Consider the following 26,328-nt stretch of genomic DNA (forward strand, 5'->3'; position numbering starts at 1 on the left):
TTACTTTATATCTTTGAAGGTTATTTAAGCCGATAGATGGATAATTAGAGTCTAAAAGCACTTTAATTATTTGTAAAAAATCGAATACGTCTTAATCTACTAAAGCAGATAGCGTAGCGTATATTTATAATATAGTGCACATATTGCGCTGTGTTTTTGACGTTCCAAACCATTATTATTCCAAATAAGAAGAGTACCAATGCAATACAACTTTGACGAAATAATCGATAGACGCGATACCGGCTCACTCAAGTGGCACTATGGCGATGACACGATTGCGCTATGGGTGGCTGATATGGATTTTAAGGCTGCTGCACCGATATTAAGCGCGGTTGAGCAAGTCATGCAGCATGGCATCTTGGGTTATACCAAGCCTACTGATGCCTTATACAACTCGATTATTAACTGGCATGGCAGTCGTTATGACTTGCAGTTAGAGAAGCAAAATATCTTGTTTTCTCCGGGTGTCGTGCCAAGCCTAGCACTGATGATGAATGTTTTTACCAAGGTAGGCGAGGCGGTAATGGTCAACGATCCTATCTATACGCCTTTTATGAGCAAGGTTGAGCAAAATGGTCGCAAGCTTGTACTCTCTGCACTAAAGGAAGCCGAAGGTAAGTATCGTTTAGACTTGGGTGATATCGAAGCCAAAATCATCGAGCATGAGGTTAAGCTTTATCTACTGTGCAATCCGCACAATCCTGGCGGGCGTGTATGGACGAAGGACGAGCTGGAAGCGCTACTTGCGATCTGTAAAAAGCACAACGTGGCGATTGTGAGTGACGAGATTCATCAAGATTTGACTTTGACTAGTCATACATTTACGCCATTTCTGACACTGGCAAAAGGCTATGAGCACAACGTAATCAGCCTGACGTCGATGACCAAAACCTTTAATATCGCTGGTATCAAAGGCTCGATGATATTTGCTAAAGATGAGACACTAATCAAAAAAATCAGTCAGCAGCAGCAGTTAAATGATGAGTACGAGCTAAATCTATTTGCGTATACAGCCATGCGCAGTGCTTACGAGCACGGCGGTGAGTGGCTAGAGCAGGCGCTTAGTTATATCGAAGCCAATATTGAATTGACCGTTCAGTTTTTAAATGAGCATTTGCCTGATATTAAAATCATGCGCCCAGAAGCATCGTACCTAATCTGGCTAGATTGCTCAGCGTATAGTCAAGACGATCAGGCGCTGTATGATGCGCTTAGAGCTGCTAAAGTTGAGCTAAACGCCGGTATTAAATATGGCGAGGAAGGACATTTAAAAATGCGTTTGAATGTGGCCTGCCCTAAAGAAGTATTGATAGAAGGTTTGAATCGTATGCACTCAGCTTTGAGTGATGTTGTTAAACCCTGAGTGGTAGCGTCAAGATGTTATAAAGTGGCTATATAACAAAAAATCTAAATAATAAAAAAGGCTGGTCTACCAATGTAGTCCAGCCTTTCACTGCTTTAAAACAACGTTAATGGTGATTTTTATTAGTAATAATTAATTATCATTTTTCGCGTTCTCAGCGTTTTCAGTATCCTCACGCATTTGCTCCCACTCTTCATGTTGATGCATAACTGAGCCTTCTAGAGATTCTGATGTTTCGCCTACTTCCCACGGTGCATTGTCAGGTAGCTCTTCGATATGAATGGTTTTTAGACCGTAATCAGGCTGATAAGCCAGATCATATCGAGCGGCTTTAATCACAGACATCATCATCATACACAGAATAACAATAAGCGGTGCACCCGCGATAATAGAAGCCGTCTGCAAAGTTTGTAGATCTCCTAAGAACATCAAAATGGCGGGTAATAAACACAAAGTAAATGCCCAAAACAGGCGATTCCAACGATGCGGCTCATCGTCTACTTCTACCTGTACGACAGATGCCAAGATATAAGAGATTGAGTCAAAGGTTGTGGCGGTAAAGATAATGGCCAAAAAGGTAAACACAGAGATGACTAAATATGACATCGGTAAGCTATTTAATATCGCAAAGATGGCAGCCGTTGGTGATTCATTATTAAGTACGGCAACCACATCGACCGTACCTGTTAATTGCAAATACAAGCCATAGTTGCCTAAGATAATCATAAACATGGCACAGCCAAGCGAGCCATAGAACATGGATCCTAAGACCATATTACGTATGGTACGTCCTCTAGAGATTTTGGCAATAAACAGACCGATAGTTGGTGCAAATACTAGCCACCATGCCCAATAAAAAACAGTCCAATCTTGTGGAAAGGTTGTGTGTTCAAAGCCGAACTCTGGGAAGTCTTTAAAGGGTTCGATATAAGTCATCATGCGCGGCATTTCGGTGATAGAACGCCCTAGCGCTTCTAAGCCTGTATTCAAAATAAAGACAGTTGGCCCAACAATCAAAATAAATAATAAAAAGGCGACTGCTAAGTAAAAGTTAATGTTGGAGAGTTTTTGAATACCGCCTTTTAGCCCTTGATAGGCACTGTATGCAAAGATCATGGTGGTCACTAATAACACAACAATCTGCATCGTGGTGTTACGTGGCAAACCAAACAGATTGTATAAACCTTCATTGATAAGCGGAGAAGCAAGTCCCAGCGTTGTCGCACCACCACCAACCATACCGAATATAAACAAGACATCAAGCAACTTCGCCCAGTTACTACTTGCCAGTTTTTCACCCAACAAAGGCATGAGTGTTTGGCTAACTTTGAGTATCGGTGTCTGACGCACATAATAAAAATAAGCGATAGGCACAGCAGGCACTAGGTAGATGGCCCAAGCAACAGGGCCCCAATGAAAAATACCGTAAGTGGTTGCCCAACGAATGGCATCAGGTGAGCCACCAGGTAGGTTAAAAGGTGGACCTTGGTAATAATAAGCCCATTCAATCAAACCCCAATAAAGAATACTGGCACCAATACCGCCGCAAAATAACATGGACGCCCAAGAAGAATCTGAAAACTCAGGAGTTTCTTCTGGGCGGCCTAGTTTGATCTTACCGATGTCAGATATCACGATGTAAATGACGAACATCATGGCAAGAACACCGAATGCTAGATAAGCGAAGCCAAAGTTATCAACTACAAAGCTACGTGCTATTCCTACCCAGGCTTTACCTTGTTCGGGAAATAATATCAAAGGTACGGCGATACTGAAAAGGATAGCTAACACCATAAAAAACGTAAATTTGTCGATACGGGTGTCAGGTACGTGGTCAGGACGCCACTGTGGTACTGACATCCCTACATCAAAAGTACCTAGATGTGGAGGTTTATGGTGCTTTGATCGTGCTTTTACATAATCTGGAAGGTATTCTTTTGAAGGTTTACCCGTGCCTTTATCTGGTTTCCGACGATTTTGCTCGTTATCAAAGTTACTCATTTCATTGTCTCTTTATATTGCTCTTTGTATTTGACGTTACTATCTATCACTTACTATCACTTATTCAGTTTTTAAGTATAGAGTTCCTTTTTCTCGTGGTTGAAATATGTCCTTAGATAGCTTCTATCTTTACTACTGTTATGTGTATCGTATTTTTGTGGCAATGGTCAGCACAGACACTATGAGCATAGTAACGATAAATACATAGTTTTGTTTGTTTGTTTGCCATACCCCTGTAATGAATTGGTTTTGGTTTTGGTTTTCTTTATTATTTATTTAAGTCGGGTTGTTTTCGAGCACTTACCTTCTGAAAATTTAAATATTTATGCATAACTGTTAATAATTAACCATCTAATAGCCAATAGAGGGCGTAAACTTGTTAAAATAGGGCACCAATTTATCTATTGATGGATATCGATTTATGACCACTGCTGCTGCCACTCCTGCAATCAAAGAAGATCGCATCTTAATCCTCGATTTTGGCTCGCAATATAGCCAGTTAATCGCTCGCCGTGTGCGCGATTCTGGGGTGTTTTGTGAGATGTTCCCTTATGATATCGACACTCAGCGCATCCTCGATTTTGGCGCAAAAGGCGTCATTTTGTCAGGTGGCCCTGAGAGCGTCCACGCAGAAAACAGCCCACGTATCAACGATGCGGTATTTGACCTAGGCGTGCCAGTACTAGGTATCTGCTACGGTATGCAAGCAATGGCAGATCGTTTTGGCGGGCAAGTTCATGCCAGTGATATTCATGAGTTTGGCGCGGCGACTATCGAAGTAAATGGTCACTCGCAGCTGACTGACGGTATTGAAGACAGCAAGACTGACGGCGCGGCTGCCAAGCTAAACGTTTGGATGAGTCATGGTGACAAGGTCATCGAAGTACCTGAAGGCTTTGACATCATCGCTAGCACGTCAAGCTGTCCGATCGCGATTATGGCCAATGATGACAAGCAATACTACGGCCTACAGTTCCACCCAGAAGTCACGCATACTCTACAAGGTCAAGCGCTGCTTGGTCGTTTCGTACATCAAATCTGTGAATGTGCAGGTGAGTGGACGCCTGACAATATCGCTGATATGCGTATCGCACAGTTAAAAGAGCAAATCGGTGACAAGCAAGTATTGCTAGGTCTATCGGGCGGTGTTGATAGTTCAGTCGTTGCCGCGCTATTGCACAAAGCAATCGGTGATCAGCTGACTTGTGTGTTTGTTGATAACGGTCTATTGCGTCTGCATGAAGGCGACCAAGTCATGCAAATCTTTGCAGAAAACATGGGTGTAAAAGTCATCCGTGTTGATGCAGAAGATTTGTTCTTAGATGCGTTAGCAGGCGAGTCTGATCCAGAGAAAAAACGTAAAATCATCGGCAAGACGTTCATTGACGTATTCGCTGATAGCGCGCGTCAAGTGAGTGAGCAGAGCGATGGTAAAGTCGTTGAATTCTTAGCACAGGGTACGATTTACCCAGACGTGATCGAGTCTGCCAAGTCGCATCAAGGCAAAGCACACGTGATTAAGAGCCACCATAACGTAGGCGGTTTGCCAGATGACTTGGCATTTAAACTGATTGAGCCGTTACGTGATTTGTTCAAAGATGAAGTACGCAAGCTTGGTATTACCTTGGGCCTACCTGCCAAAATGATCTATCGTCATCCGTTCCCAGGTCCAGGTTTGGGCGTACGCATCCTTGGCGAAGTCAAAAAAGAATATGCTGATATCCTGCGTTTGGCTGATGCTATCTTTATGCAAGAGCTTGAGCGCTCAGGCTGGTATGACAAGACGGCACAAGCATTTGCCGTATTCCAACCAATCAAATCTGTCGGCGTGGTCGGCGATGGCCGCCGCTATGCGTGGGTAATCGCGCTACGTGCGGTTGAGACGGTAGACTTTATGACCGCTCGTTTTGCGCATCTGCCGTATGATTTGATCGAGACTGTATCGAACCGCATTATGAATGAAATCGCTGAAGTATCACGCGTGACTTATGATGTGTCGAGCAAGCCGCCTGCAACGATTGAGTGGGAATAATTCGTTTACGTATTCTAAACGGTAACGGTGTTAACCTCGCTAGATATACAAACACGTATTATCTGCGCTCGGTTGCCTTGTTACCATCTTAGACTACGTAAACTTATCTAAGTAGCTTTTCAACTCAGTTTTTTGAATTGATGAACAGCTTGTCGTCAATGAAAAAACACTCAACTTGGTTGGGTTTTTTTTTTGGTTTTGAACTTAAGTACTTTACTCACTAAGTTCTACTTCGATAGCAGCAACTTTGTTTATTAACTGATTATTAAATTCTAAATAATTTAAGGAGTAGTGAGCTTTGCGATGACAGGTAGGACATAATGCAATAACGTTTTGAGGTAAATCCGCACCACCATCTGCCAATCTAGTTAGATGGTGAACTTCCAGATAAGGTCCAGATTTAGTTTCAAATGGAGCTATCTCATTACATCCTTCACATATACCGTTTGCTCTTTTTTTTGCATACAGTTTAATGGCTGTACTACGGTTTTGAATGGATTGAATTTTTTCTTGAGTACTTGCGTGGGTTGGTGTTGAGCTTAAAGCAATCTCTCGTAATTGCTGTAATGACTTACCTTTACTAGGCTTAGTGATATAAACGGCTTTAGGGGCTTCAACTACTTTCGAAGTCAAAGTTTGAGCTGTATCAATATTTTGAGTGTTAACTATATCTAGATGAAAAACGATAGCGTTACGAAGCTCACCATTTCTATCTGGCCGTTCTTCAATGTGATGAAAAACGTAATTACAATACCCTAAAAATCGTACAAAGCCTTGTGATGTTGATTCAAAAAGTAGAATTTCTTTATTGTTTTTTTGATGGTCACTAATAGCTAAATTACCTTTAGACATTTTCATGTCGCCCTCTTGTCCTTCACCTGTATATTTAAAGGTGCCATTAGGATCAAAATCATCAATATATCCATACTCGCTACCAGAATCGCCTGTAAATATAAATATATATGGATGATTAGCAGGAGTCGCTATACCACCATATTGCTGGCCTTTATATCTACCGTGTATATCAGCACGCCTATTATAAATTTTTCCTATTTCAAACAATTTAGCTTCCTTATTATTAACATTCCATAAAGTTAATATACTAAACTTAAGTTCGTTAAAGTCAATTCATGTTTTTCGAATTTTTATTCTAAGTTTCAACATAGATAAATTTTTCATTGTTTATATGCCAAAAAAAAGCGATGCTCTTTTAGATAAAGAACACCGCCACTGTTTATAATATCTGTCTTGAAGAAAACCTAACCCTTCACATTTACTACATAACGCCCAACTACCTTGCTAGACATAAAGCGATCTAAATACTCTGGCGTTTGCTCTAGCGTAATCTCTTCACCATAGCTCTCTAGATTAGGCAGTTTCATATCGGTGGCAACACGTTTCCAGATAGCTTCCTTGTCAGCTAGTGGGATATAGACCGAGTCGATACCCAATAATGATACTGCTCTAGTGATAAATGGCATGACCGTCATAGAAAACTCAGCGCCACCTGCTAGACCACAGCTCGTCACTGCGCCGCCTGCTTTGGTTTGTTTGAGCAAGTTAGATAAATAGTCGCCACCGATGGTATCGATAGCATTTGCCCATAGCTCACGGCCGACAGGTTTATTACCGATTTCATTAATAGTATCGCGATGACGTACTTCGCTCGCGCCAAGCTCTTTTAAGTGCTCGCTCTGCTCTGGCTTACCTGAGAATGCAATCACCTCATAGCCGAGCTGCTTTAAGATAGCGATACTGATAGTACCTACGCCGCCCGTTGCGCCAGTCACCGCAACTGGGCCATCACTTGGTTTTGCACCCATTTTCTCTAACTTTTGCACACTTAGCGCTGCGGTTAGGCCGCCAGTACCATAGGTCATCGCTTCTTTTAGCGTCAGCGTTTCTGGGCAAGGTAGCGCCCAATCTGCGGGGATTGAGATCATTTGACCGAGACCACCGTCCGTATCCATACCGAGATCATAGCCGAATACTAATACTTCTTGTCCTGCGCTAAACGTGCCTGATTTATCACTGACGACCACGCCAGCTGCGTCGATACCTGGGGTATGCGGGTACTGTTTGGTGATTCGTTTATTACCCGTAGCAGACATCGCATCTTTAAAGTTTAACGATGAATAATGTACTTCGATGAGCAAGTCATTTTCCGGCAAGTCACTGACTTTACGCTCTTGAATGCTTTTTTTAAATTCGCCATCGCTGGTTTCTTCGACGACTAAGGCTTTGAACGTTGTATCGTTTGACATGGTTATATCCTTATTAAATATTATTATTTGGGTTGATAGGCAATTGCTTATGAAACTAATTACTTTGAAATCATCATGACAACAGCATGGTTAAAATAAAAAAGCCCATAGTATTATCTAACGAGTAATACAAGTGGACTTTTCATATTTATGATGCCTTTAATGACAATCAATGCAAGGTTAGAGTATTGCTTAAGGCTTTAGGATAACTTTACCTTTTTTGCTTGATTGTACTTTTCCAGAGACCGCAGTTGTGATGTCGTCCAGACTATAGATAGCTTCGATAGGGAGTTTTAGATCGCCGTTCGAAGCACGCTCTAGTAGCTCATCGATTAGACGTTGCTTATTTTCTAGATCCATTTCTTGACTGGTTTTACTACCCCAGAAGCCTTTGACAGTGGCTTGCTTAAAGATCAAGCTACCAGCGTCCAGTGCCATTGGCTTGCCTGACATGATACCAAATGAAACCAGCGTGCCTTTGCTGCCAAGTAACGATAGTAGCTCGTTGCTCGACTCACCACCGACTGAATCGACGGCTGCTGTGATCTTGTCATCACCAATGATAGCGCGAACTTGGTCTTTCCAGTCATCATCAGCGGTGACGACATTGTTTTTGATACCGAGCGAGGTCAGCTCTTCTATCGCGTCTTTACTACGCACGAGATTAATCGTATTCACGCCGCGTGCTGCTGCTAGCATCGCAAGCGTTTTACCAACAGCGCCATTCGCCGCATTATGGATGATCCATTGACCGCTATCTACTTCCAAGAATTCTAATAGCATTAGGGCAGACAGCGGCATAGCAATCAGTTGGGCAGCCAACTCATCTTCGATACTATCAGGCATGTTGAATACCATGCTGGCAGGGGCGACAAAATACTCTGCCCACGTCTCGTGCACACTGGCACAAGCCACACGTTGGCCGACGCTTAGATCTGTGACGTCGTCACCCACAGCATCGATAATACCTAGGGCTTCACTACCACCGATGGCTGGCATCTCAGGCTTATAGCCGTATTGACCACTTACGGTTAGCAAGTCATGGTTGTGAATAGGGGAGAGAATGGTTTTGATACGGACTTCGTTGGCCGCTGGCTGCGGCATGGGGCTGTCGCCAACGCTTAATACGTCAGAAGGTTTGCCAAAGCTGTTATGAATAGCACTACGCATGATGATTTCCTTTATATATTTATGATTTAATTTATGTATAAGTGGATGAATAACCGACTATAAACATCATGTCATTGAGATCACTCATCAATGTATTTTTTCTTCTAGTAGAAACGATATCATGATAATGATGCTTAGAGGTTATCGACTAACAAAGACACTATACTTAAAAATAGACTGGTCGTCTAGGAGTCGGATACATTTGCGCTAACGGAATTTTGTTATAGAAAGCTTGGCTTACATCAGTAATATTCTTTGTGTTACTGCTCACACTGATCTAGAGCTGTTCATGTTATTTGGTTTATGGGTTTCAGCATGATTTTCTAACGAATAGGGCTCTTTATAGAAAAACTGAAAAGAAAAATCATTGGTAACATGACTCAATGAATTACAGCGAATATCTTAATGAATCACCATGCTACTCAAGGTCGCACTAGAACGTATCACATGAATGGTCTTTCATATGATTATCTAAATTATCAAATGTCTTACGCTTAATAATAGAATGCTATTCCAAGTATTAGTTCGTAAACACTATAAAATGTCAAACATATGTCAGATACAATTTATAACATAAGAGTGGGATTTTAACGAGTGATGGGTTTCTCATAAAAAAACCGGTTAAATCCTTGTAGAATTCCGTAAATTAGTATGTTTTTTGTTCTTTTTTACTCATTAATAGTATATGCAGATGTTTGACTGAATTCACGTTTTTTCTATGAACTGAAAAATTGTTGACATTGATAACTTTTTTTACTATTACTATTACCAATAGTTTTCTAACGTTTATTATTAATAGATGGTCAGATGATGGCCTTTAACGACGTAAATAATGCATATGAAAACGATATATTAACTGTAAATGGATTTACTACTAGATTAGTTAATCTGATCGCCACCTGCCTGCTAGGACGCCATATGACCCGCAACTCTGTCTCCCTTCGTACTACTGTATTTTTACCGACCTCTCTTGTACTTGTCATGTTTATGACAGGGTGTAGTGATAATGCGGCCACTAATAGTACCAACTCATCAGCTAATATTGATCCAAACGTACTAGCAGATACTCAAGAGTTGGTCATTAATAATGGAACAGAGCCTGAATCGCTTGATCCACATAAAGTGTCTGGTGTACCTGAGTCTAATATTGGTCGTCAATTATTTGAAGGGCTAACCAATACCGATGCAGACGGTAAAACCATCCCAGGAATCGCAACTGAGTGGGAGAGTCCGGATAACAAAGTGTGGACTTTCAAATTACGTGATGCCAAGTGGTCAAACGGTGATCCAGTTACTGCGCAAGACTTTGTCTATAGCATGCGCCGCCTAGTCGATCCCGATACAGCGTCGCCTTATTCAAGCTATTTGGTTGATGCTAAAGTAGTTGGTGCTGATAAAATCGTTGAAGGTGCTGCAGGTATAGATACACTTGGAGTAAAGGCAGTCGATGACAAAACACTGCAGGTCACTTTGTCAGAGCCAGTACCTTATTTTCCAGATATGCTTATTCATAATTCCGTCAAACCTGTGCATCAAAAAACAATCGAAGCATTTGGTGATAAATGGACGGATCCTGCCAATATCGTCGTCAACGGCCCTTATAAAGTCAGTAAATGGCAGATTAACGATGAGCTCGTTTTGTCACGTAATACCTCCTATTATGATGATGCCAATACAACGCTTGATACCATCACGATGCTACCTATTCCTTCTAGCACAACCGATGTAGCACGCTATCAGGCTGGTGAAGTGGATGTCACTTATAATGAGATTCCAACCGAGCAGTTTGCTTCTTTGAAAGAGAAAAATGGTGATGAGCTTAGAGTTTCACCTTATCTCTGTACCTATTATTACGAGTTCAATACCGTCAAGCCTCCTTTCGACAACCCTAAAGTACGTCGTGCCTTAGCCTTGTCACTAGATCGTGACACCATTGCCGATAAGGTTATTGGACAAGGCCAAACAGCGGCTTATCAGCTCACACCTATAGCAGCTAATGGCAAGGTGGAAAACAAACCAGAATGGTCCACGTGGGATAAAGAGAAGCGTATTGCTGAAGCTAAGAAACTACTGAATGAAGCTGGCTACAACGAAAGTAATCCGCTCTCCTTTGAGCTGCTTTACAACACCAATGACAATCATAAAAAGGTCGCAGTTGCTGCCACTTCGTTATGGAAACAAGCGCTCGGTTTCGTCGATGTAACCTTGACCAATAAAGAATGGAAAACCTATCTTGATACACGCCGTAACGGTAACTATCAAATCGCTCGTGCTGGTTGGTGTGCCGACTACAACGAACCTTCAGCATTTTTGAATATTGCCAAATCTGACAATAGTGGTAACTATGGTAAGTACGCCAATGCCAATTTTGATAGCTTAATGACTCAAACGTTAAAAGCGGGCGTCACGCCTGAGCAGCGTGCAAGCTTATATCAAAAAGCAGAAGCGCAGTTAGATCAGGATATGGGGCTACTTAATATCTATCACTATGTCAGCCCTCGTTTGGTAAAACCTTACGTCATCGGCTTTTCAACGAAAGACCCTCTAGATAACTGGCAAGGTAAAGATATCTCTATCGCCAAGCACTGATCATCAAGCATTGATCATCAAAGAATGACCATCCAACAGTCGTATTAGTAGGCGCTATGAAAAGGAGCAATTCCGATTGATAGCGTCCATCTGCTATGGACCAGAGAAAATCTGAAAGTGGCGTAAATACTCAAAACGAGCATTTTGAAATCAAGCGTTGTTGTACAGGTAACCTTATAAAGAGGCATTATGCTAAAGCTTATTTTTCGGCGGATTTTAGAAGCCATTCCGACCATGTTTGTTTTGATAACCGTGTCTTTTTTTATGATGCGTTTGGCACCGGGCAGCCCTTTTACTAGTGAGCGTAGTTTGTCGCCAGCAGTATTGGCCAATATCGAAGCCAAATACAACCTTAACGATCCTATGTGGCTGCAATATGTTAATTATCTCAAGCAGCTAGCTCTAGGTGATTTCGGACCATCCTTTAAGTATAAAGACTATACGGTCAATGAATTGTTATCGCAGTCGTTTCCGGTATCAATGGAACTTGGCTTGTATGCTTTTATATTAGCACTGGTGTTAGGGCTTATTCTAGGGGTGATAGCTGCGCTCAAGCAAAACTCTTGGATGGATTATATTCTCATGGCGTTCGCTATGACGGGTGTTGTGATTCCAAGCTTTGTAAAAGCCCCCTTATTAGTACTGGTGTTTGCGATTCTTTTACAGTGGCTGCCCGCCGGTGGCTGGAATGATGGAGCAGTGCGAAACCTAATACTGCCCGTTACAGCTTTAGCATTGGCTTACGTCGCTAGTATTGCACGTATCATGCGTGGCTCGATGATTGAGGTGATGAATAGTCAGTATATCCGTACGGCAAAGTCTAAAGGGTTGCCGATGCGTCGAATAGTGATGAAACATGCGCTCAGACCAGCATTACTACCTGTGATTTCTTATCTTGGTCCTGCTTTTGTCGGCATTATCACTGGCTCTATCGTGATCGAGACTATTTTTGGTTTACCAGGTATCGGGCAGTTATTTGTGAATGGTGCGCTGAATCGTGATTATGGTGTTGTGCTTAGTTTGACCATTTTGGTTGGTGTATTGACGATTGCCTTTAACGCCATCGTCGATATTTTATACGCCATTATTGATCCAAAAATCCAGTATTGATATTGGTATTAATGGCCACTTAAAGCACACCGTATAAATGCCAATTATCGCTTAAAAATAAATATCAGATTCTCAATTAAATGAGTAAAAGGACGACTATGAGCCTGACCGTAGACCAGCCAACCGAGCTTATGGAACTGCCTATCAAAGAGATAAAAGGCCGTAGCCTTTGGCAAGATGCATGGCGCCGTTTTTATCAAAACAAGGCGGCAGTGACGAGCTTTTTTATCTTATTACTCGTCGGTATATTTGTCATCTTTGTGCCCATGCTAGCACCTTTTGGTTATGCAGAGACTGATTGGAACTTTATGCAATCTGCGCCATCGATTGAAAACAAGCACTACTTCGGTACGGACTCACTCGGTCGTGATTTACTCGTGCGTACAGCAGTTGGCGGGCGAATATCACTATTGGTAGGTATCGCTGGTGCAACGGTGGCGGTATTGGTTGGTACGGTGTATGGCGCAACGTCAGGCTATCTAGGCGGCAAAGTAGATATGATTATGATGCGCTTTTTGGAGATTCTAAGCGCCTTTCCATTTATGTTCTTTGTGATTTTGCTTGTGACGATATTTGGTCGTAACCTTATTTTGATTTTCGTCGCTATCGGATTGGTCTCTTGGCTGGATGTCGCTCGTATCGTCCGTGGTCAGACACTGAGTCTGAAGAGTAAAGAGTTTATCGAAGCGGCCCACGTCGGCGGGGTGTCAGGGTTTAACATTATCCTGCGTCATATCGTACCCAACGTGCTTGGTGTGGTTGTGGTGTATGCCTCTTTGCTAGTGCCAACGATGATTTTATTTGAGTCGTTTTTGAGCTTTTTAGGACTTGGTGTGCAGGAGCCAATGACAAGTTGGGGTGCGCTACTCCAAGAGGGTTCACAAACAATGCAAGTCGCGCCTTGGCAAATTTTGATTCCCTCGGCTTTCTTGGTCATTACTTTATTTTGTTTTAACTTTATCGGCGATGGTCTACGTGATGCGTTTGACCCTAAAGACCGCTAGACTCAAGCTCGCTAGGAGAACAACATCATGTCAATGCAAGATAGCAATAGCGCACCTGAGAAAATAGACTCTACTGTCCGTAAAGTGGGCGCTGACTCAGTGCTCAATGCCCAAGCCAATCAGGCCAAAAAAGTCAGTCAAGAAAGCAGCTTATTAGCAGTTAAAGATTTATCTGTGCAATTTACGACCGAAGATGGACTTGTGACCGCAGTAAATGGTTTAAATTTTGACCTGCATGAGGGTGAGACGTTGGGTATCGTCGGTGAGTCAGGCTCTGGCAAGTCGCAGACTGCATTCGCTATCATGGGTCTGCTGGCAAAGAACGGCCGTACCAAAGGCTCAGTAAAATTTGAAGGCAATGAGTTATTAGGCTTATCTCAAAAAGCACTGAATAAAATCCGCGCTGAGCAAATCGCTATGATCTTCCAAGATCCGATGACCTCACTCAATCCATATATGAAAATAGGCGATCAGCTTGCTGAGGTGTTAATTTTACATAAAGGTATGAGTAAAAAAGACGCGTGGGCGGAGTCGATCTGTATGTTAGATGCGGTCAAGATTCCTGAGGCAAAAAAACGGATTGGTATGTATCCGCATGAGTTTTCAGGAGGGATGCGCCAACGGGTAATGATTGCGATGGCGCTGCTCTGTCGCCCTAAACTACTGATTGCCGATGAGCCAACGACCGCGCTTGATGTGACCGTACAAGCACAGATTATGGTGCTGTTAAACGAGCTAAAGCGTGACTTTGGTACAACCATTATCATGATTACTCACGACTTGGGTGTGGTAGCTGGTATCTGTGATCGGGTGCTCGTAATGTACGCTGGTCGTACCATGGCATATGGCGAGACGGAAGAGATTTTTTATACGCCGACGCATCCTTATACTATTGGATTATTAAAAGCTATTCCGCGTCTTGATGATGATAAAGGTAAGCTTGAAACCATTCCTGGCAGTCCGCCCAATTTATTGAATCTACCGACTGGCTGTCCTTTTCATGAGCGTTGTACGCATGCGATGGATATCTGCCGTGATGTACCACCGCCGCTTGAGTTTTTACCAAATGATCGTCAACGTGCTTGCCATTGGCATCCTGAGATGCAGATTGATGATGCAGGAGACGTTACCAAGGGTATGGCAACAGATACTAATACTGATATCAATAACCTATCAACATTGGAGGGCTAGGACATGACATTATCTAATATAGGCATAGTCAAAGAAAGCCTAGCTCCGCTACTACAAGTGCAGGATGTACATACGACGTTTAATATCAAACAAAAAGGGACGTACTTTTGGCAAAAGCCTGACACCTTAAAGGCTGTCAATGGTGTCTCGTTTGAACTATTCGCTGGCGAGACTTTAGGTGTGGTAGGTGAGTCGGGCTGCGGTAAATCAACACTGGCAAGAACGATTATCGGCTTAGTGAAAGCCAATGCTGGCAGCATAAAGTTTGGTGATGAAGAGATAGTAGGCGCCTCTAAGAGAACCATGAGAATAAAGCGCAAAGACATTCAAATGATATTCCAAGATCCGCTAGCGTCGCTTAACCCACGCATGACGGTAGGTGATATCATCGCAGAACCGCTGCGTACCTACTATCCAGAAATGAAAAAATCTGACGTACAAGATGAAGTGCGTACAATGATGAAAAAGGTTGGGCTGCTGTCCAATCAGATTAACCGTTATCCACATGAGTTTTCTGGCGGTCAGTGTCAGCGCATTGGTATTGCGCGTGCATTGATACTAAAGCCTAAAATCATCATCTGTGATGAGCCAGTATCGGCTCTTGATGTCTCGATTCAAGCGCAAGTCATCAATCTATTGCAAGACATACAGCAAGAGATGGGATTGGCGCTTATTTTTATCGCTCATGATCTATCAGTGATTAAACATATCGCAGATAGAGTGCTTGTTATGTATTTAGGTCATGCCGTCGAGCTAGGTATAAACGAAGCTGTATATGGAAATCCGACGCATCCCTATACACAAGCGTTGATGTCAGCGGTACCATTACCTGATCCTATTGCCGAACGTAATAAGGTCATTCAGTTATTAGAGGGCGATTTACCAAGTCCAATCAATCCACCATCAGGCTGTGTATTCCGTACTCGCTGTCCAATAGCGGATAGTGAGTGTGCTCAAATCAAGCCTGAGTTAGAAGGTACTTTGGACCATAGAGTGGCTTGTTTAAAGAATAAGGTTGAGCTTTAATTAACCTACATCCATGATGCTATCGGTATAAAGAACACTAGTATAGATAATTCATCAGCGTAGTCAGTGATGTCCACTATGTAGTGATTTTAGCTGCGGTAGGGCATATTTCAATAAAACTCTATTCTACTAAGTACATGCTCTTGTACTAGATAGGCGCAGATGTAGGCACTTGGCCATGCAAACATAAAGGCCAGCCCCCACGAATGCATCAACTCCATAAAGAATCCGTCGATAAAGCCTTGTTTGACTACCAATAAGGCTGTTGAGATAATCAGTGACATCATCATCGCCATCAGACCTGTAAAGATAAGGCGATAATATTTGCGGCGCGTACGTATTCTGACAGTGGGGAAGTTGGCCATAGTATTTGGTTGTCCTACATAGTGTTAGCTACGCCCAGCCTATGATGCGGGCATACATTGTAAATATAATAGTCAGGTAATGAGCAGTCATGATAGACGGGGTGTGAACTACCAGTGTTCATCATACTCCGTGGAGTCGAACGGATAAAATCGTTATTATTAATGGTAGGGTTCACGTTATGTTATTAACCAGTACCCTGCCAATCTAAACGAAAAAAGAAACACCAGAATATCTGATGTTTCTTTACTACCTAGTAGGATTATACAAATGAACCATTTACGAGCATCTTAATTCAACTGCAACGACCCTTTCGCATTCATCAGTAGCTCAACCACATCATCACCGCTAATCACTTCAAAGCGCTTATCGATATCTGACTCTTCTACACCGTTGTGTTTCATGCAAGCGCCGCAGACCAATACTTGACCACCTTTTTCAATAAAAGCTTCTAGTAACTCACCAGCTGGCTCAAACGGATCGCCGATATCTACATTATCTAGCGCGTTTGGTTTTGCCAGATGTACCGCATCCACCATTAATATCACAGTAGCAGAATGGCCTTTTTTCAGTGCCACGCCTGCCATGGTAAACGCTAAAGTAATTTTGCTTGGGTTTGATTCGCTATTATCAAATAGCGTACCGACATAATCTGTTGTATTAGCCATATTATTCTCCTTATAAGACTATATTTGTTTTGTCTGAGTATGTACTCTCCACTATCCTAACATTTATTATATGTATTTATATAATGAGTTGTTATGAAATAGTAGCTATAAGGTTGCTTGCTTGTACCGTCTGTTAAACAAGTTACAAGTAATGGATTTCTAGCTTATAAAGTTAAGTTAGTCAGCTGTATCGACGGGCGGCCACGGACGATCAGCATCACTTTTGATCCACTCAGCCACGTAACCTGTTGGCGGTAGATCCCAGTCAGATTGGCCCAGTGCAGCCAGTACTTGTGCCGTGTCGATAACTCTGCCACCTTTGGTCACACCGGTACGCAATAGACCAGATGAGCAGGGCTGCCCTTTGACCCACATTGATTGCTCAATATACAGCCAGCGCGCGTCGATACCGACGATTTTGGTTTTGAGCGTGACTTTTTGAAAGGCGCGAATACGCTTACGGTATTGAATAGTACTGCCAGCGATGACCAGGCCCCAGCGTTGTTTTAACAACTGCTTGCCAAGCCCAGTCCGTACTGCAAAGTCCATACGACCCAAATCATATAGCGTAAATACGCGGCCGTTATTCATCTCCAAAAAATTATCTATATCGGATAAGCGGCAGCGAAACTGAATCTCACTGGTGTCCTTAAACGTCAGTGTGTCGCCCTTTTTTGCTTTTAGAGCAGCATGAGCAATGGTGCTAGCATAACGGATAAATGGGTACATAAAACACTCTCAAAAGGTTATAAACGTTGGCGTTATTATCTTGTCATTGATGACAGTGATTATTTATTGTCAGAGCCCACATCCTGAGAAGACTCGCTAGTAGAAGCCACGCCAATCCAATTAAAATAAGCGCTGACCGTCTCAGGTATCCAGTTAATATCGAACTTTGAAGTCTTGGACTCTTTATCATTACTGACAGACGATTTGCTTTTGGAATGACCGTTGTCTGAGCGATAACGCAGATAACCGATGTGCCCACCGTGCTCAGTATCTAAGATAGTGACACTCTCAGAGACATCATTTGGGGTAGCAGTGAAGCCAATAAAAGGATCGTCCTTTGCACTGATTAATAGCAGAGGGTGAGTAACGTTGCGCAAATACGGCATGGCGGATGCAGTATGGTAATAGTCGTTTTTGGAGCGATATCCGTGACGCGGCGCAGTAAAGATGTCATCGAAATCACTGATACGATTGGCAGCTTTGATAGAGTTGATTTCATCTTGCGTAAGATCGTTTGCCAATGCTTTTTTGATAATTGGGTTAAGCAGATAAGGCGTATAGATACGATGACTCAAAAAGCTGTGCATAGTAATGGCAGCTGAAGACATATCGACTGGCGCGGAGATGACAACAGCACCTTTACATAGGACTTTGTCCTCATATTCGCCCATATATTTGGCCAGTGCATTGCCACCTAATGAGACACCAACGGCATAGATATTGGCATACTGCTCACGCAAATTCTGTAGCGCATGATGCACCTCGTCAGTGTCGCCTGCATTATAAAATACTGTGCCACTAGCCGGAATACCACCGCAACTACGGAAATGTGCCACCACAAAATGCCAACCTTGCGCGTGCATTTGGTACGCTAGTGCGCGTGCGTAATGACTGTCACTACTGCCTTCCATGCCGTGGAATAAGACAATCAATGGGGTTTGCTCAAGCTCGCCATCTTTTGATGCTTCTACAGGGTGCGCATCATAAAAATCATAAGCAATATCGCTCTCGTCCAATGAGTCTTTTTCGACCACGCGGCGGTAGGTCGGTGCCTTTGGCGCAAAAAACTTGGGCAAGATACTTTGCAAGTGTGGATTGGTCAGCCAAAAGGGCGGCTTAAAAGGTGCTGGAGAAAAAGGTTTGGTTGAAGTTGACATATATTGGTCTTATTTAATAATTGTAAAAAAATAAATAGAGTAGTGTGGTAAGGGTTTTTATCATAACGCCAGTACCTGTGAAAACCAATAATTTTCAGTGAACGCATGATTACTGAAAACAGCTACTGGAAATTAGCTACTGAGAAGTAGCTGCTCAAAATCATTTACCGAGAAACAGCTACCGAAAAATCTAACAAGTAAATATATTGAAAAGAGAGCTGTCCAAAATTTGCGACGAGAGTAGTTCATCAGAAATTTTTAATCTTCTAAATTGTCTAATACTCGACCATCCATTGCTAAACGCTCTTTTAAATTTTCGACATCTGCTTCAGCAAGTGTGGCGATTAAGGTTACTTGCTTGCTATAGGCGACATCGTCGATACGACCGCCAAGACTCTCTATCATATAGCGGCATTGCGCTTCGGTCGCAAATTCTGCCAGTATTTGAATCTGGGTCATCGGTACATAAGGGTTTAGTATCATCTCGTCGACGGCCGCTTGAGCAGAGCCCGCATAAGCACGGGTGAGACCACCAGCACCCAATTTGATACCACCGAAGTAACGTACCACGATGACAATCACGTTGCCAATCGACTTATGCTGCAGTACATTTAATATCGGTCGACCAGCCGTACCGCTGGGCTCGCCATCATCATCGAAACCAGCACTGGTGGTATTATCTGGATCACCGATGATGTATGCCCAGCAGAAATGCCGTGCATCGGGATATTGCTCGCGTAATTGTTCCACGTGAAACATTGCTTGCTCGCGAGAGGTCAACGGGTAGGCGTAAGCGATAAACTCAGATTTTTTAATTTCGAGTCGCGTGGTAACGGCACGTTTTAGCGTTTGATAGCTCATATTTCATCAGGCTTAGGTTGGATATGTTAAACTGGTCTGACTTTCGCTGGCTTTGTATTGAGCACAGTGTTCATTTAATTTTTCATTATAGTACCATTTCTAACCATCGAAGATAACGAGCCGCTCACGGCTGAGTGCTGGCGTCGTTAGTTTCTGATTTAGGGCTGGTATAATAAAACCGATGGTAGTAAATAGTATGCGTTTAGATAAATTCATTAGTAAAGCCACCGAGCTGTCGCGCAAAGAGTCAAAAAAGATCATGCACGCAGGCGAGATTACCGTAAACGATCAAGTGGTTAAAGATCCTGGCCTACATGTCGATGTGGTCAATGATGATGTGATGTGGGCAGGCGAGCCGTTGTCGGTTGCTGCGGGCAATCGCTATATCTTGTTGTACAAGCCTGAAGGCTTCGAATGCACGCTAAAAGTTAAAGAGTATCCAATTGTCACCGAACTGATTGCTGTACCAGAATTGGGCAGCTTGCGTATCGCTGGACGTCTCGATGTCGATACCACCGGTGCGTTGCTGATGAGTGATGATGGCGGCTGGCTGCACCGTGTCACCAGTCCTAAGCACGAGCATGCAAAGGTGTACGAGCTGACTTTGGCAGATGCAATGGATAGTGATGCACAAGAAAAAGCCGTTAAGAAAGTGGCTGAAGGCATCTTGCTTGAAGGGGATTACGAGCCAACCAAGCCTGCTGTTCTTGAGTTCATTGATGAAAAACATGCACGTCTGACATTAGAGCAGGGCAAATATCATCAGGTCAAACGTATGATGGGTTACTTCGGTAATCGAGTCACGGAGCTGCACCGCGCCAGTATCGGTCATATCAATCTAGAAGGCCTAGAAAAAGGCGATAGCCGTTTCTTAACGCCAGAAGAAGTTGCCAAGTTTTAATAAATGAGCACTGAAACTATTAAGCTTTAGCCTTAGTATTTATCTTGAAACTATCGTTTTGAACCCATTAGCAGCCGCTACTTAGTGTGCTGCTTTTTGCGGTCTGCTATATTGTATTTATGTCTACTACCTACCTGTGTTGCCTATCTCTTAAAGCTAAGTAGCAGTTTTGCGATTTTAGCTATTTATTGCTTTGCAAAACTATCCCATATGCTACAGTCTTTTTTATCTATATTTTTATGACAGACAACCCTTAAACCAACTCTAAAAATCTGACTAATCAGAAAATATAGTGCTACCTTTCAGTTAGTTGTAGATTTGGAATTGGTTTTAATATTGAAAACTGCCATTATTAAAAACCAGATAGGAATCTCTCTGTGACATTACCTGTATTAAAGTCCGCTAGCCTAATCAGCGTCATACTATTAGCAACCACTGCTTGCGCTCAGCCAAGTTCGGCGGATGCCAACAGCAATAACGTAACGCAAAGCACTACAAATTCACAAGCAGCTCAAGCAGCGAGTGCGACTGTCGATAAGCGATTGCGCCAAGTACTGACCCAAGCAGGCATCAAAACACAGATTAATTCTATTGTGCCATCCAAACTGCCTAATATGTATCAAGTGAATTTGGCCGGACAACTGCCGCTGCACATCACCGAAGATGGTCACTATGTCATACAGGGTGAGCTACAGAAAAACCCAAGCAAACGGGTAGTGACTAAAACACCAGTACGTAGCACGAGTGCGCAGGTAGGCGAACCTGTCAGTGCCTCAGTCAAATCGTCTATGCTAGCAAATATGGCTGCGCTTAAGAATATGAGTGCTAAAACGCCATTCTTTTATACCGCAGTACCGGGTGTTATCTGGGGAGCAACGCTAGAAGGAGTGCCGTTTTTACTATCAGATGATGCGCAGTACATTACCGATGGCGAAATATCAGTCATCGAAAATGGTCAATTTATCGGCCTCGATGAGAACTTTGAAAAACGCAAAAACCAGTCTGTGTTTGCGTCATTGGACAAAAGCCAGTTGATTACTTATCCAGCAACCACTACTGAGAGAGCCGTTATCTATGTAGCGGATGATGTGAATTGCCCTTATTGTCGCCGATTACATCAGCAAGTGCCCTCACTCAATGCAAAAGGCGTGACGGTCAATGTCATTGGCTATCCAATATATGAGGCGTCACCGAAGCAGATGCGTGGTATCTGGTGCCAAGCGAATGAAGACAGTCGTCGTCAAGCATTTGATAAGGCGATGCTACAGGGTGAAATGACACCTGCATCAGCAAGTTGTACAGTTGACCATGTGACACCTAATCGTGAAAAAGCCGCTGGACTCGCGGTAATGGCGACACCTGCAATCTACCGTGAAGATGGCGTGCTATATCAGGCGAGTTTTGAGAGTCCAGAATTTCTAGAGTTCTTAGGTGTTGAATAATCCGACTGGTATGGTTAAGTGTTTTTTAGTTTAAAAAATTAATATATTTGACTGCTAAACAACGTAAAAAAACCGCCTTATGAATCAGTTCATAAGGCGGTTTTTTATGGTTCTATTCAGACATTTTTGCATCTCAAAAGCTGTCTTAAATAATTTATGGTAAGACGATATCAACAATTTTCCAATTAATAAGCCCTTCACGCTGCATCTCGATAGTGAGAGGATAGCCTTTTACCTGACCACTAATACTAAAGCAATTGATACCGCAGTAGCTAAGCGTTGGCTTTTCACTGTCATTGCCTTGGGCTACTTGCTGCTCAAGTTCTGCCGCTTGTTTTTTCATGACTTGCTGCATTTGGCTTTTGACCACTGCATCGACATCACCGCGCTGAATGATTAAGCTCTGAATCAGGTTCTTCAAGTCAACTTGATCGCTAGCGATGGCCCATGCTGCGGCTAGCTCTTTGGTTGCCGTGTTGGCTTGACCTTGGGTATTAATCACTTTTTCGATATTCTGCGGAGTGATAGCACCTTCAACTGCCTGCGCGATAAAACCATTCGCGGCTTCGGTCAACGGCTCACCACCCAATTCAGAAATTAGCGGATACTTAGTCATTGTCGTCGCAAATTGGCTGGTTAGCTGATTTTGGACGCTTGGTCGCACTTGCTCATAATCAATAGCCGCTGCGATAGTGGCACCGTCTTTATCATCATAAGCGTTTTTGAGCTGATAAGCACTGTAATAAGGCGAACCTGCATACACTGCTACCGCAATGATGAGTAATAGAATAACCAGCTTTTTCATAAGACTTGATACCTTGTCGCAATCGTCATCACTATGAGTATAAATGACCGTAGATGTGGCGGTAAATATTAGCACGACTGGGCACCGCTCAGGTACGAAAAGCTTTGCAGTAACCTTAATGAATCGTTTGGCTTTTGCCGCAGCGATGCCAACTGCTAATTTCATTATTTAAGAGCTTGATAAATCAGCAGACCATCTCCATAAATAGCGCAAACTTTTTATAATTGATTTGGCTAAGCAGCCTTCACCGTATTTGTTGGTTAAGTCTAAGCATTATGGTTCTATAGCATGGTGAGTTTTTATGTTTCATGTGAAACGTTATACATATCCGATAGCTAAGAACCATGAATAAGATTAAGACAATTATCAATTGAGCTAATGATTTGACGAACCGGTGTGGCTGTAAAGACGATAGGAGAGAGCATGAGTAAGCGCGATTTTTATGAAATATTAGGTGTCAGCAAGACCGCTGACAGCAAAGAAATTAAGCGAGCCTACCGTAAGCTTGCCATGAAATACCATCCAGATCGCAACTCTGATGATCCTGATTCGGAAGACAAATTCAAAGAAGCTTCAATGGCTTATGAAGTATTGAGCGACGAAGAGAAACGTTCAGCCTACGACCGCATGGGCCATGCAGCCTTTGAAAACGGCATGGGTGGCGGCGGCTTCGGCGGCGCAGGTGGCGGTAACTTCCAAGATATCTTTGGCGATATCTTTGGTAACTTCGGTGATATCTTCGGTCAGCAGCGTGGCGGCGGCGGTGGGCGTTCGCGTCGCGGCTCTGACTTGCGTTATGTGATTGAGCTGACATTAGAAGAAGCCGTACGTGGCTGCAAAAAAGAAATCAGTTTCACGGCTCCTGCGCCTTGTGATACCTGTGATGGTAAAGGGGCAAAAAATGCTTCTGATGTGGTCACCTGTCAGACCTGTCATGGTCAAGGTCAAGTGCGTATGCAGCAAGGTTTCTTTGCGGTACAGCAAGCTTGTCCTCATTGCGGCGGTACGGGTAAGCAGATCAAAAACCCTTGTTCGGACTGTCATGGCAATGGCGTAAAAGACAAATCACGCACCTTAGAAGTCTCTATCCCTGCAGGCGTCGATGATGGTGATCGTGTTCGTCTAGCAGGCGAGGGCGAAGCGGGCGGTGCTGGCGTACAAAACGGCGATCTATATGTCGAAGTACGCGTCAAACAGCACAATGTATTCACCCGTCAAGGTGCTGACCTATATATGGATGTGCCAGTAAGCATTACTGATGCAGCATTGGGCAAAGAAGTCGAAATCCCAACCTTAGATGGCAAAGTAAAAATCAAAGTGGCAGAAGGTACGCAAAGTGGTAAGTTACTGCGTGTACGCGGTAAAGGCGTAACGCCAGTCCGTACTACTATGAAAGGTGACTTGATTTGCCGTGTGGTTATCGAAACACCAGTGAATCTGACTCGTGAGCAAAAAGACTTGCTACGCCAATTCCAAGACACGTTGGATGATGACAGCAAGCATCAACAGTCGCCACATAAGAAGTCATTCTTCAAAAAAATCGGCGATTTGTTCGATTAAGAAATAATCTAACTAAGTAGCTAGTATTGAACTAAGCCCAAAGGTTTCACATGAAACCTTTGGGCTTTTTATTGATGGTATAAAAAGCCATTCATGTGATGATATTTGCTAAACTTACGATAAATGATAGTCAAAAATAGTTTCACCAAATATAAAACATCTAAGGTAAAAACATGAGCGAACAAGTAAATAATAAATCTATCAACGTTGGGGTAATCGGTGCAGGCGGCCGTATGGGTCGTATGCTTATTGAGGCAGTACAGAACAATCCACAAACTGTATTAAAAGCAGCGATTGAGCGTCAAGGCTCTAGCCTAGTTGGAGCAGATGCCGGCGAAGTTGCTGCTATCGGTCATTTAAACGTACAAATCGTTGATGACTTAGCCGCTGTGATTGATGATATCGATGTGCTGATTGATTTTAGCTTGCCTGACGCTACTGAAAAAAACATGCAAGTTTGTGCTGAGCATAACGTCGCTATGGTCATCGGGACGACAGGATTCAATGAACAGCAAGAACGAGTACTGGCAAAAGCAAGTGAGAAAATCACTATCGTATATGCGGGTAACTATTCGACAGGCGTTAATTTATCATTGAAGCTACTCGGTATGGCTGCCAAAGCGTTTGGTAATGATGCTGATGTAGAAATCATCGAAGCCCATCATAAACACAAAATCGATGCGCCTTCTGGTACGGCATATATGATGGCCGAAGCCGTCGCAGAAGCACGCGGACAAAACCTAAAAGACGTTGCTATTTATGGCCGCGAAGGACAAACGGGCGAGCGCGAATCTGGGACAATCGGTATCCACGCGGTACGTGGTGGCGAAATCGTAGGCGACCATACTGTGATGTTTATCGCAGATGGCGAAGTGGTCGAGATTACCCATCGTGCACGCGCGCGCATGACATTTGCCGCTGGTGCAGTACGTGCCGCAACGTGGGTCGTTGAGCAGGAAGTAGGTCAGTACAACATGCAAGACGTGCTTGGATTAAGTGACTAACGACTATTTATAGTTGACGATCAAGTTTAGCGTTATGACTGATGGCTCGATGACTTAATAGCAGCAAGGGAGTAGGTATGAATAGCATTAAACGTTATATTAGTCATAGACTGATTGGTGCTGTTTGTACCATCAATCTTGCAAGCCTATCAGTCTTTGCACTGAGTCTAACGGTTCTACCAATTACCGTACAAGCCAGCACCTCTCAAACTTATGTCATCCATACTTATGGCGGGGCTAGTTTGTTACCTGCAGTAAGGCAGCAACTAAATAGTAGTTCTGACGGTGGTACGGTGACTACCTATCAAGATAAATTGGTACTGCGAACGACGGCACGCAATTATCAGGCGGTACAGCAGTTATTGTCTCAGATTGACCGTCAGCCACAGGCATTGACGGTCGCTGTACGTGTTGGTAATAGTAGTAGCGAGCAAGGTAGTATTCAGCAGGGTCAAGTCATTATTACCAATCGTGGTATCCAAGGTGCAGGGGTTATTATTCAGCGTAGCAGCCAGCAGCAGGGTAATAATCTATATCAAGTACAAGCATTGTCTGGCAGTGCGGCGAGTATCAGCACAGCTACGCTCTACTCGTTAACTCAAACCTATAATACTAATAACTATCCAACTTATCATCGTTCAGCTAACGATAACTTCAAACCACAGATTGTGATTCAGCAGCAAATACTACTGCCAACGACACAAGGGATTGCCGTCACACCAAGGTTGCTACCTAGCGGGGAGGTAGAAGTACAACTTTCCCAAGTGGAAGAAAGTTTAGTGCAGCCGAATTCACCTTATAATCAAATGAGTTCTACTGACAATTCTACTAGCAGTGCTAGTAATGCTGTTCGAGGCCAAAGATTGAACAGTACGATGATCGTGCCACGTGGACAATGGGTAACGATTGGACAGATTTCACAAAACTCAAGCAGTAGTACCAGTAACGGTAGCCGAACTATTAATAACAATAATAGCGTGCCTGTTTCTTTGCGAGTTGACTAGTTGAACAATCAAGTCGTTAAGCACAAAAAAGCGCGACACGAGTATTAACAACCGTGCCGCGCTTTTTTGTGAAACATTACAAGT

23 protein-coding genes are annotated in these 26,328 nt (G+C 43.2%); 13 read left to right on the top strand and 10 right to left on the bottom strand.

Going from position 1 to position 26,328, the window contains the following annotated elements:
- The first annotated feature begins 199 nt into the window (after positions 1-199).
- On the top strand, positions 200-1,363 hold the full coding sequence (locus B2863_RS07350; RefSeq protein WP_296208804.1) for a MalY/PatB family protein: 1,164 nt from the start codon (positions 200-202) through the stop codon (positions 1,361-1,363).
- 132 nt (positions 1,364-1,495) lie between these two features.
- On the opposite strand, the gene B2863_RS07355 is transcribed toward B2863_RS07350, so the two are convergent.
- Positions 1,496-3,364 carry a BCCT family transporter gene (locus B2863_RS07355; protein WP_296208807.1) on the bottom strand — a complete coding sequence of 623 codons (1,869 nt, stop codon included), beginning with the start codon at positions 3,362-3,364 and terminating at the stop codon, positions 1,496-1,498.
- A 421-nt stretch (positions 3,365-3,785) separates the two neighbouring features.
- Between B2863_RS07355 and guaA the strand changes: the two genes are divergently transcribed.
- Positions 3,786-5,396, top strand: coding sequence for a glutamine-hydrolyzing GMP synthase (gene guaA, locus B2863_RS07360; protein ID WP_296208810.1), 1,611 nt, complete (start codon positions 3,786-3,788; stop codon positions 5,394-5,396).
- 213 nt (positions 5,397-5,609) lie between these two features.
- Here guaA and B2863_RS07365 read toward each other — a convergent pair whose 3' ends face one another.
- The 3 genes from B2863_RS07365 to B2863_RS07375 all read right to left on the bottom strand — a co-directional run bounded on the left by B2863_RS07365 (position 5,610) and on the right by B2863_RS07375 (position 8,830).
- Positions 5,610-6,458 carry an HNH endonuclease gene (locus B2863_RS07365; protein ID WP_296208814.1) on the bottom strand — a complete coding sequence of 283 codons (849 nt, stop codon included), beginning with the start codon at positions 6,456-6,458 and terminating at the stop codon, positions 5,610-5,612.
- Positions 6,459-6,655: 197 nt separating this feature from the next.
- Positions 6,656-7,660: an oxidoreductase gene (locus B2863_RS07370; protein ID WP_296208817.1), complete on the bottom strand. Its 1,005-nt coding sequence runs from the start codon at positions 7,658-7,660 to the stop codon at positions 6,656-6,658.
- A gap of 192 nt (positions 7,661-7,852) precedes the next feature.
- Positions 7,853-8,830 carry a zinc-binding dehydrogenase gene (locus B2863_RS07375; protein WP_296208820.1) on the bottom strand — a complete coding sequence of 326 codons (978 nt, stop codon included), beginning with the start codon at positions 8,828-8,830 and terminating at the stop codon, positions 7,853-7,855.
- A 918-nt stretch (positions 8,831-9,748) separates the two neighbouring features.
- Between B2863_RS07375 and B2863_RS07380 the strand changes: the two genes are divergently transcribed.
- From B2863_RS07380 to oppF, 5 genes are all read left to right on the top strand, one after another.
- On the top strand, positions 9,749-11,419 hold the full coding sequence (locus B2863_RS07380; protein ID WP_296208822.1) for an ABC transporter substrate-binding protein: 1,671 nt from the start codon (positions 9,749-9,751) through the stop codon (positions 11,417-11,419).
- A gap of 189 nt (positions 11,420-11,608) precedes the next feature.
- Positions 11,609-12,529, top strand: a complete 921-nt coding sequence (gene oppB, locus B2863_RS07385; RefSeq protein WP_191114461.1) for an oligopeptide ABC transporter permease OppB — start codon at positions 11,609-11,611, stop codon at positions 12,527-12,529.
- Positions 12,530-12,627: 98 nt separating this feature from the next.
- Positions 12,628-13,533, top strand: a complete 906-nt coding sequence (gene oppC / locus B2863_RS07390; protein ID WP_296208827.1) for an oligopeptide ABC transporter permease OppC — start codon at positions 12,628-12,630, stop codon at positions 13,531-13,533.
- A 27-nt stretch (positions 13,534-13,560) separates the two neighbouring features.
- Complete coding sequence (gene oppD / locus B2863_RS07395; protein ID WP_296208831.1) at positions 13,561-14,724, top strand: oligopeptide ABC transporter ATP-binding protein OppD; 1,164 nt, start codon at positions 13,561-13,563, stop codon at positions 14,722-14,724.
- A gap of 3 nt (positions 14,725-14,727) precedes the next feature.
- Positions 14,728-15,750: a murein tripeptide/oligopeptide ABC transporter ATP binding protein OppF gene (oppF, locus tag B2863_RS07400; protein WP_296208832.1), complete on the top strand. Its 1,023-nt coding sequence runs from the start codon at positions 14,728-14,730 to the stop codon at positions 15,748-15,750.
- Between the two features lie 110 nt (positions 15,751-15,860).
- Here oppF and B2863_RS07405 read toward each other — a convergent pair whose 3' ends face one another.
- The 5 genes from B2863_RS07405 to B2863_RS07425 all read right to left on the bottom strand — a co-directional run bounded on the left by B2863_RS07405 (position 15,861) and on the right by B2863_RS07425 (position 19,528).
- Complete coding sequence (locus B2863_RS07405) at positions 15,861-16,115, bottom strand: DUF2798 domain-containing protein (RefSeq protein WP_296208835.1); 255 nt, start codon at positions 16,113-16,115, stop codon at positions 15,861-15,863.
- Positions 16,116-16,403: 288 nt separating this feature from the next.
- Positions 16,404-16,781 (bottom strand): DsrE family protein, encoded by a 378-nt coding sequence (locus tag B2863_RS07410; RefSeq protein ID WP_102078217.1) that lies wholly within the window; start codon positions 16,779-16,781, stop codon positions 16,404-16,406.
- Between the two features lie 177 nt (positions 16,782-16,958).
- The gene (locus tag B2863_RS07415; protein WP_057757622.1) at positions 16,959-17,510 is read right to left on the bottom strand and encodes an acyl-CoA thioesterase; all 552 of its coding nucleotides are present in this window, start codon (positions 17,508-17,510) and stop codon (positions 16,959-16,961) included.
- 59 nt (positions 17,511-17,569) lie between these two features.
- On the bottom strand, positions 17,570-18,667 hold the full coding sequence (locus B2863_RS07420) for a YheT family hydrolase (protein WP_296208838.1): 1,098 nt from the start codon (positions 18,665-18,667) through the stop codon (positions 17,570-17,572).
- Between the two features lie 258 nt (positions 18,668-18,925).
- Positions 18,926-19,528 (bottom strand): YigZ family protein, encoded by a 603-nt coding sequence (locus tag B2863_RS07425; RefSeq protein WP_296208841.1) that lies wholly within the window; start codon positions 19,526-19,528, stop codon positions 18,926-18,928.
- A 196-nt stretch (positions 19,529-19,724) separates the two neighbouring features.
- On the opposite strand from B2863_RS07425, the gene B2863_RS07430 reads away from it, so the two are divergent.
- Positions 19,725-20,429, top strand: a complete 705-nt coding sequence (locus B2863_RS07430; RefSeq protein WP_057757631.1) for a pseudouridine synthase — start codon at positions 19,725-19,727, stop codon at positions 20,427-20,429.
- A gap of 377 nt (positions 20,430-20,806) precedes the next feature.
- Positions 20,807-21,871: a disulfide isomerase DsbC N-terminal domain-containing protein gene (locus B2863_RS07435; protein WP_296208843.1), complete on the top strand. Its 1,065-nt coding sequence runs from the start codon at positions 20,807-20,809 to the stop codon at positions 21,869-21,871.
- Between the two features lie 154 nt (positions 21,872-22,025).
- Here the strand turns inward: B2863_RS07435 and B2863_RS07440 are convergent, their stop codons facing one another.
- Positions 22,026-22,676 carry a DUF2939 domain-containing protein gene (locus B2863_RS07440; protein ID WP_296208845.1) on the bottom strand — a complete coding sequence of 217 codons (651 nt, stop codon included), beginning with the start codon at positions 22,674-22,676 and terminating at the stop codon, positions 22,026-22,028.
- Positions 22,677-22,719: 43 nt separating this feature from the next.
- Between B2863_RS07440 and B2863_RS07445 the strand changes: the two genes are divergently transcribed.
- The 4 genes from B2863_RS07445 to B2863_RS07460 all read left to right on the top strand — a co-directional run bounded on the left by B2863_RS07445 (position 22,720) and on the right by B2863_RS07460 (position 26,244).
- Positions 22,720-22,848, top strand: coding sequence for a hypothetical protein (locus B2863_RS07445; protein WP_265089150.1), 129 nt, complete (start codon positions 22,720-22,722; stop codon positions 22,846-22,848).
- A 251-nt stretch (positions 22,849-23,099) separates the two neighbouring features.
- Entirely contained in the window at positions 23,100-24,236 is a 1,137-nt protein-coding gene (gene dnaJ, locus B2863_RS07450; protein WP_057757637.1) for a molecular chaperone DnaJ, read from the top strand.
- A 173-nt stretch (positions 24,237-24,409) separates the two neighbouring features.
- On the top strand, positions 24,410-25,240 hold the full coding sequence (dapB, locus tag B2863_RS07455; RefSeq protein WP_296208850.1) for a 4-hydroxy-tetrahydrodipicolinate reductase: 831 nt from the start codon (positions 24,410-24,412) through the stop codon (positions 25,238-25,240).
- A gap of 77 nt (positions 25,241-25,317) precedes the next feature.
- Positions 25,318-26,244, top strand: a complete 927-nt coding sequence (locus B2863_RS07460; RefSeq protein WP_296208853.1) for a hypothetical protein — start codon at positions 25,318-25,320, stop codon at positions 26,242-26,244.
- Positions 26,245-26,328: the final 84 nt, after the last annotated feature.

Origin of the sequence: Psychrobacter sp. UBA3480 (assembly GCF_002377945.1) — a bacterium.
GTDB lineage: Bacteria > Pseudomonadota > Gammaproteobacteria > Pseudomonadales > Moraxellaceae > Psychrobacter.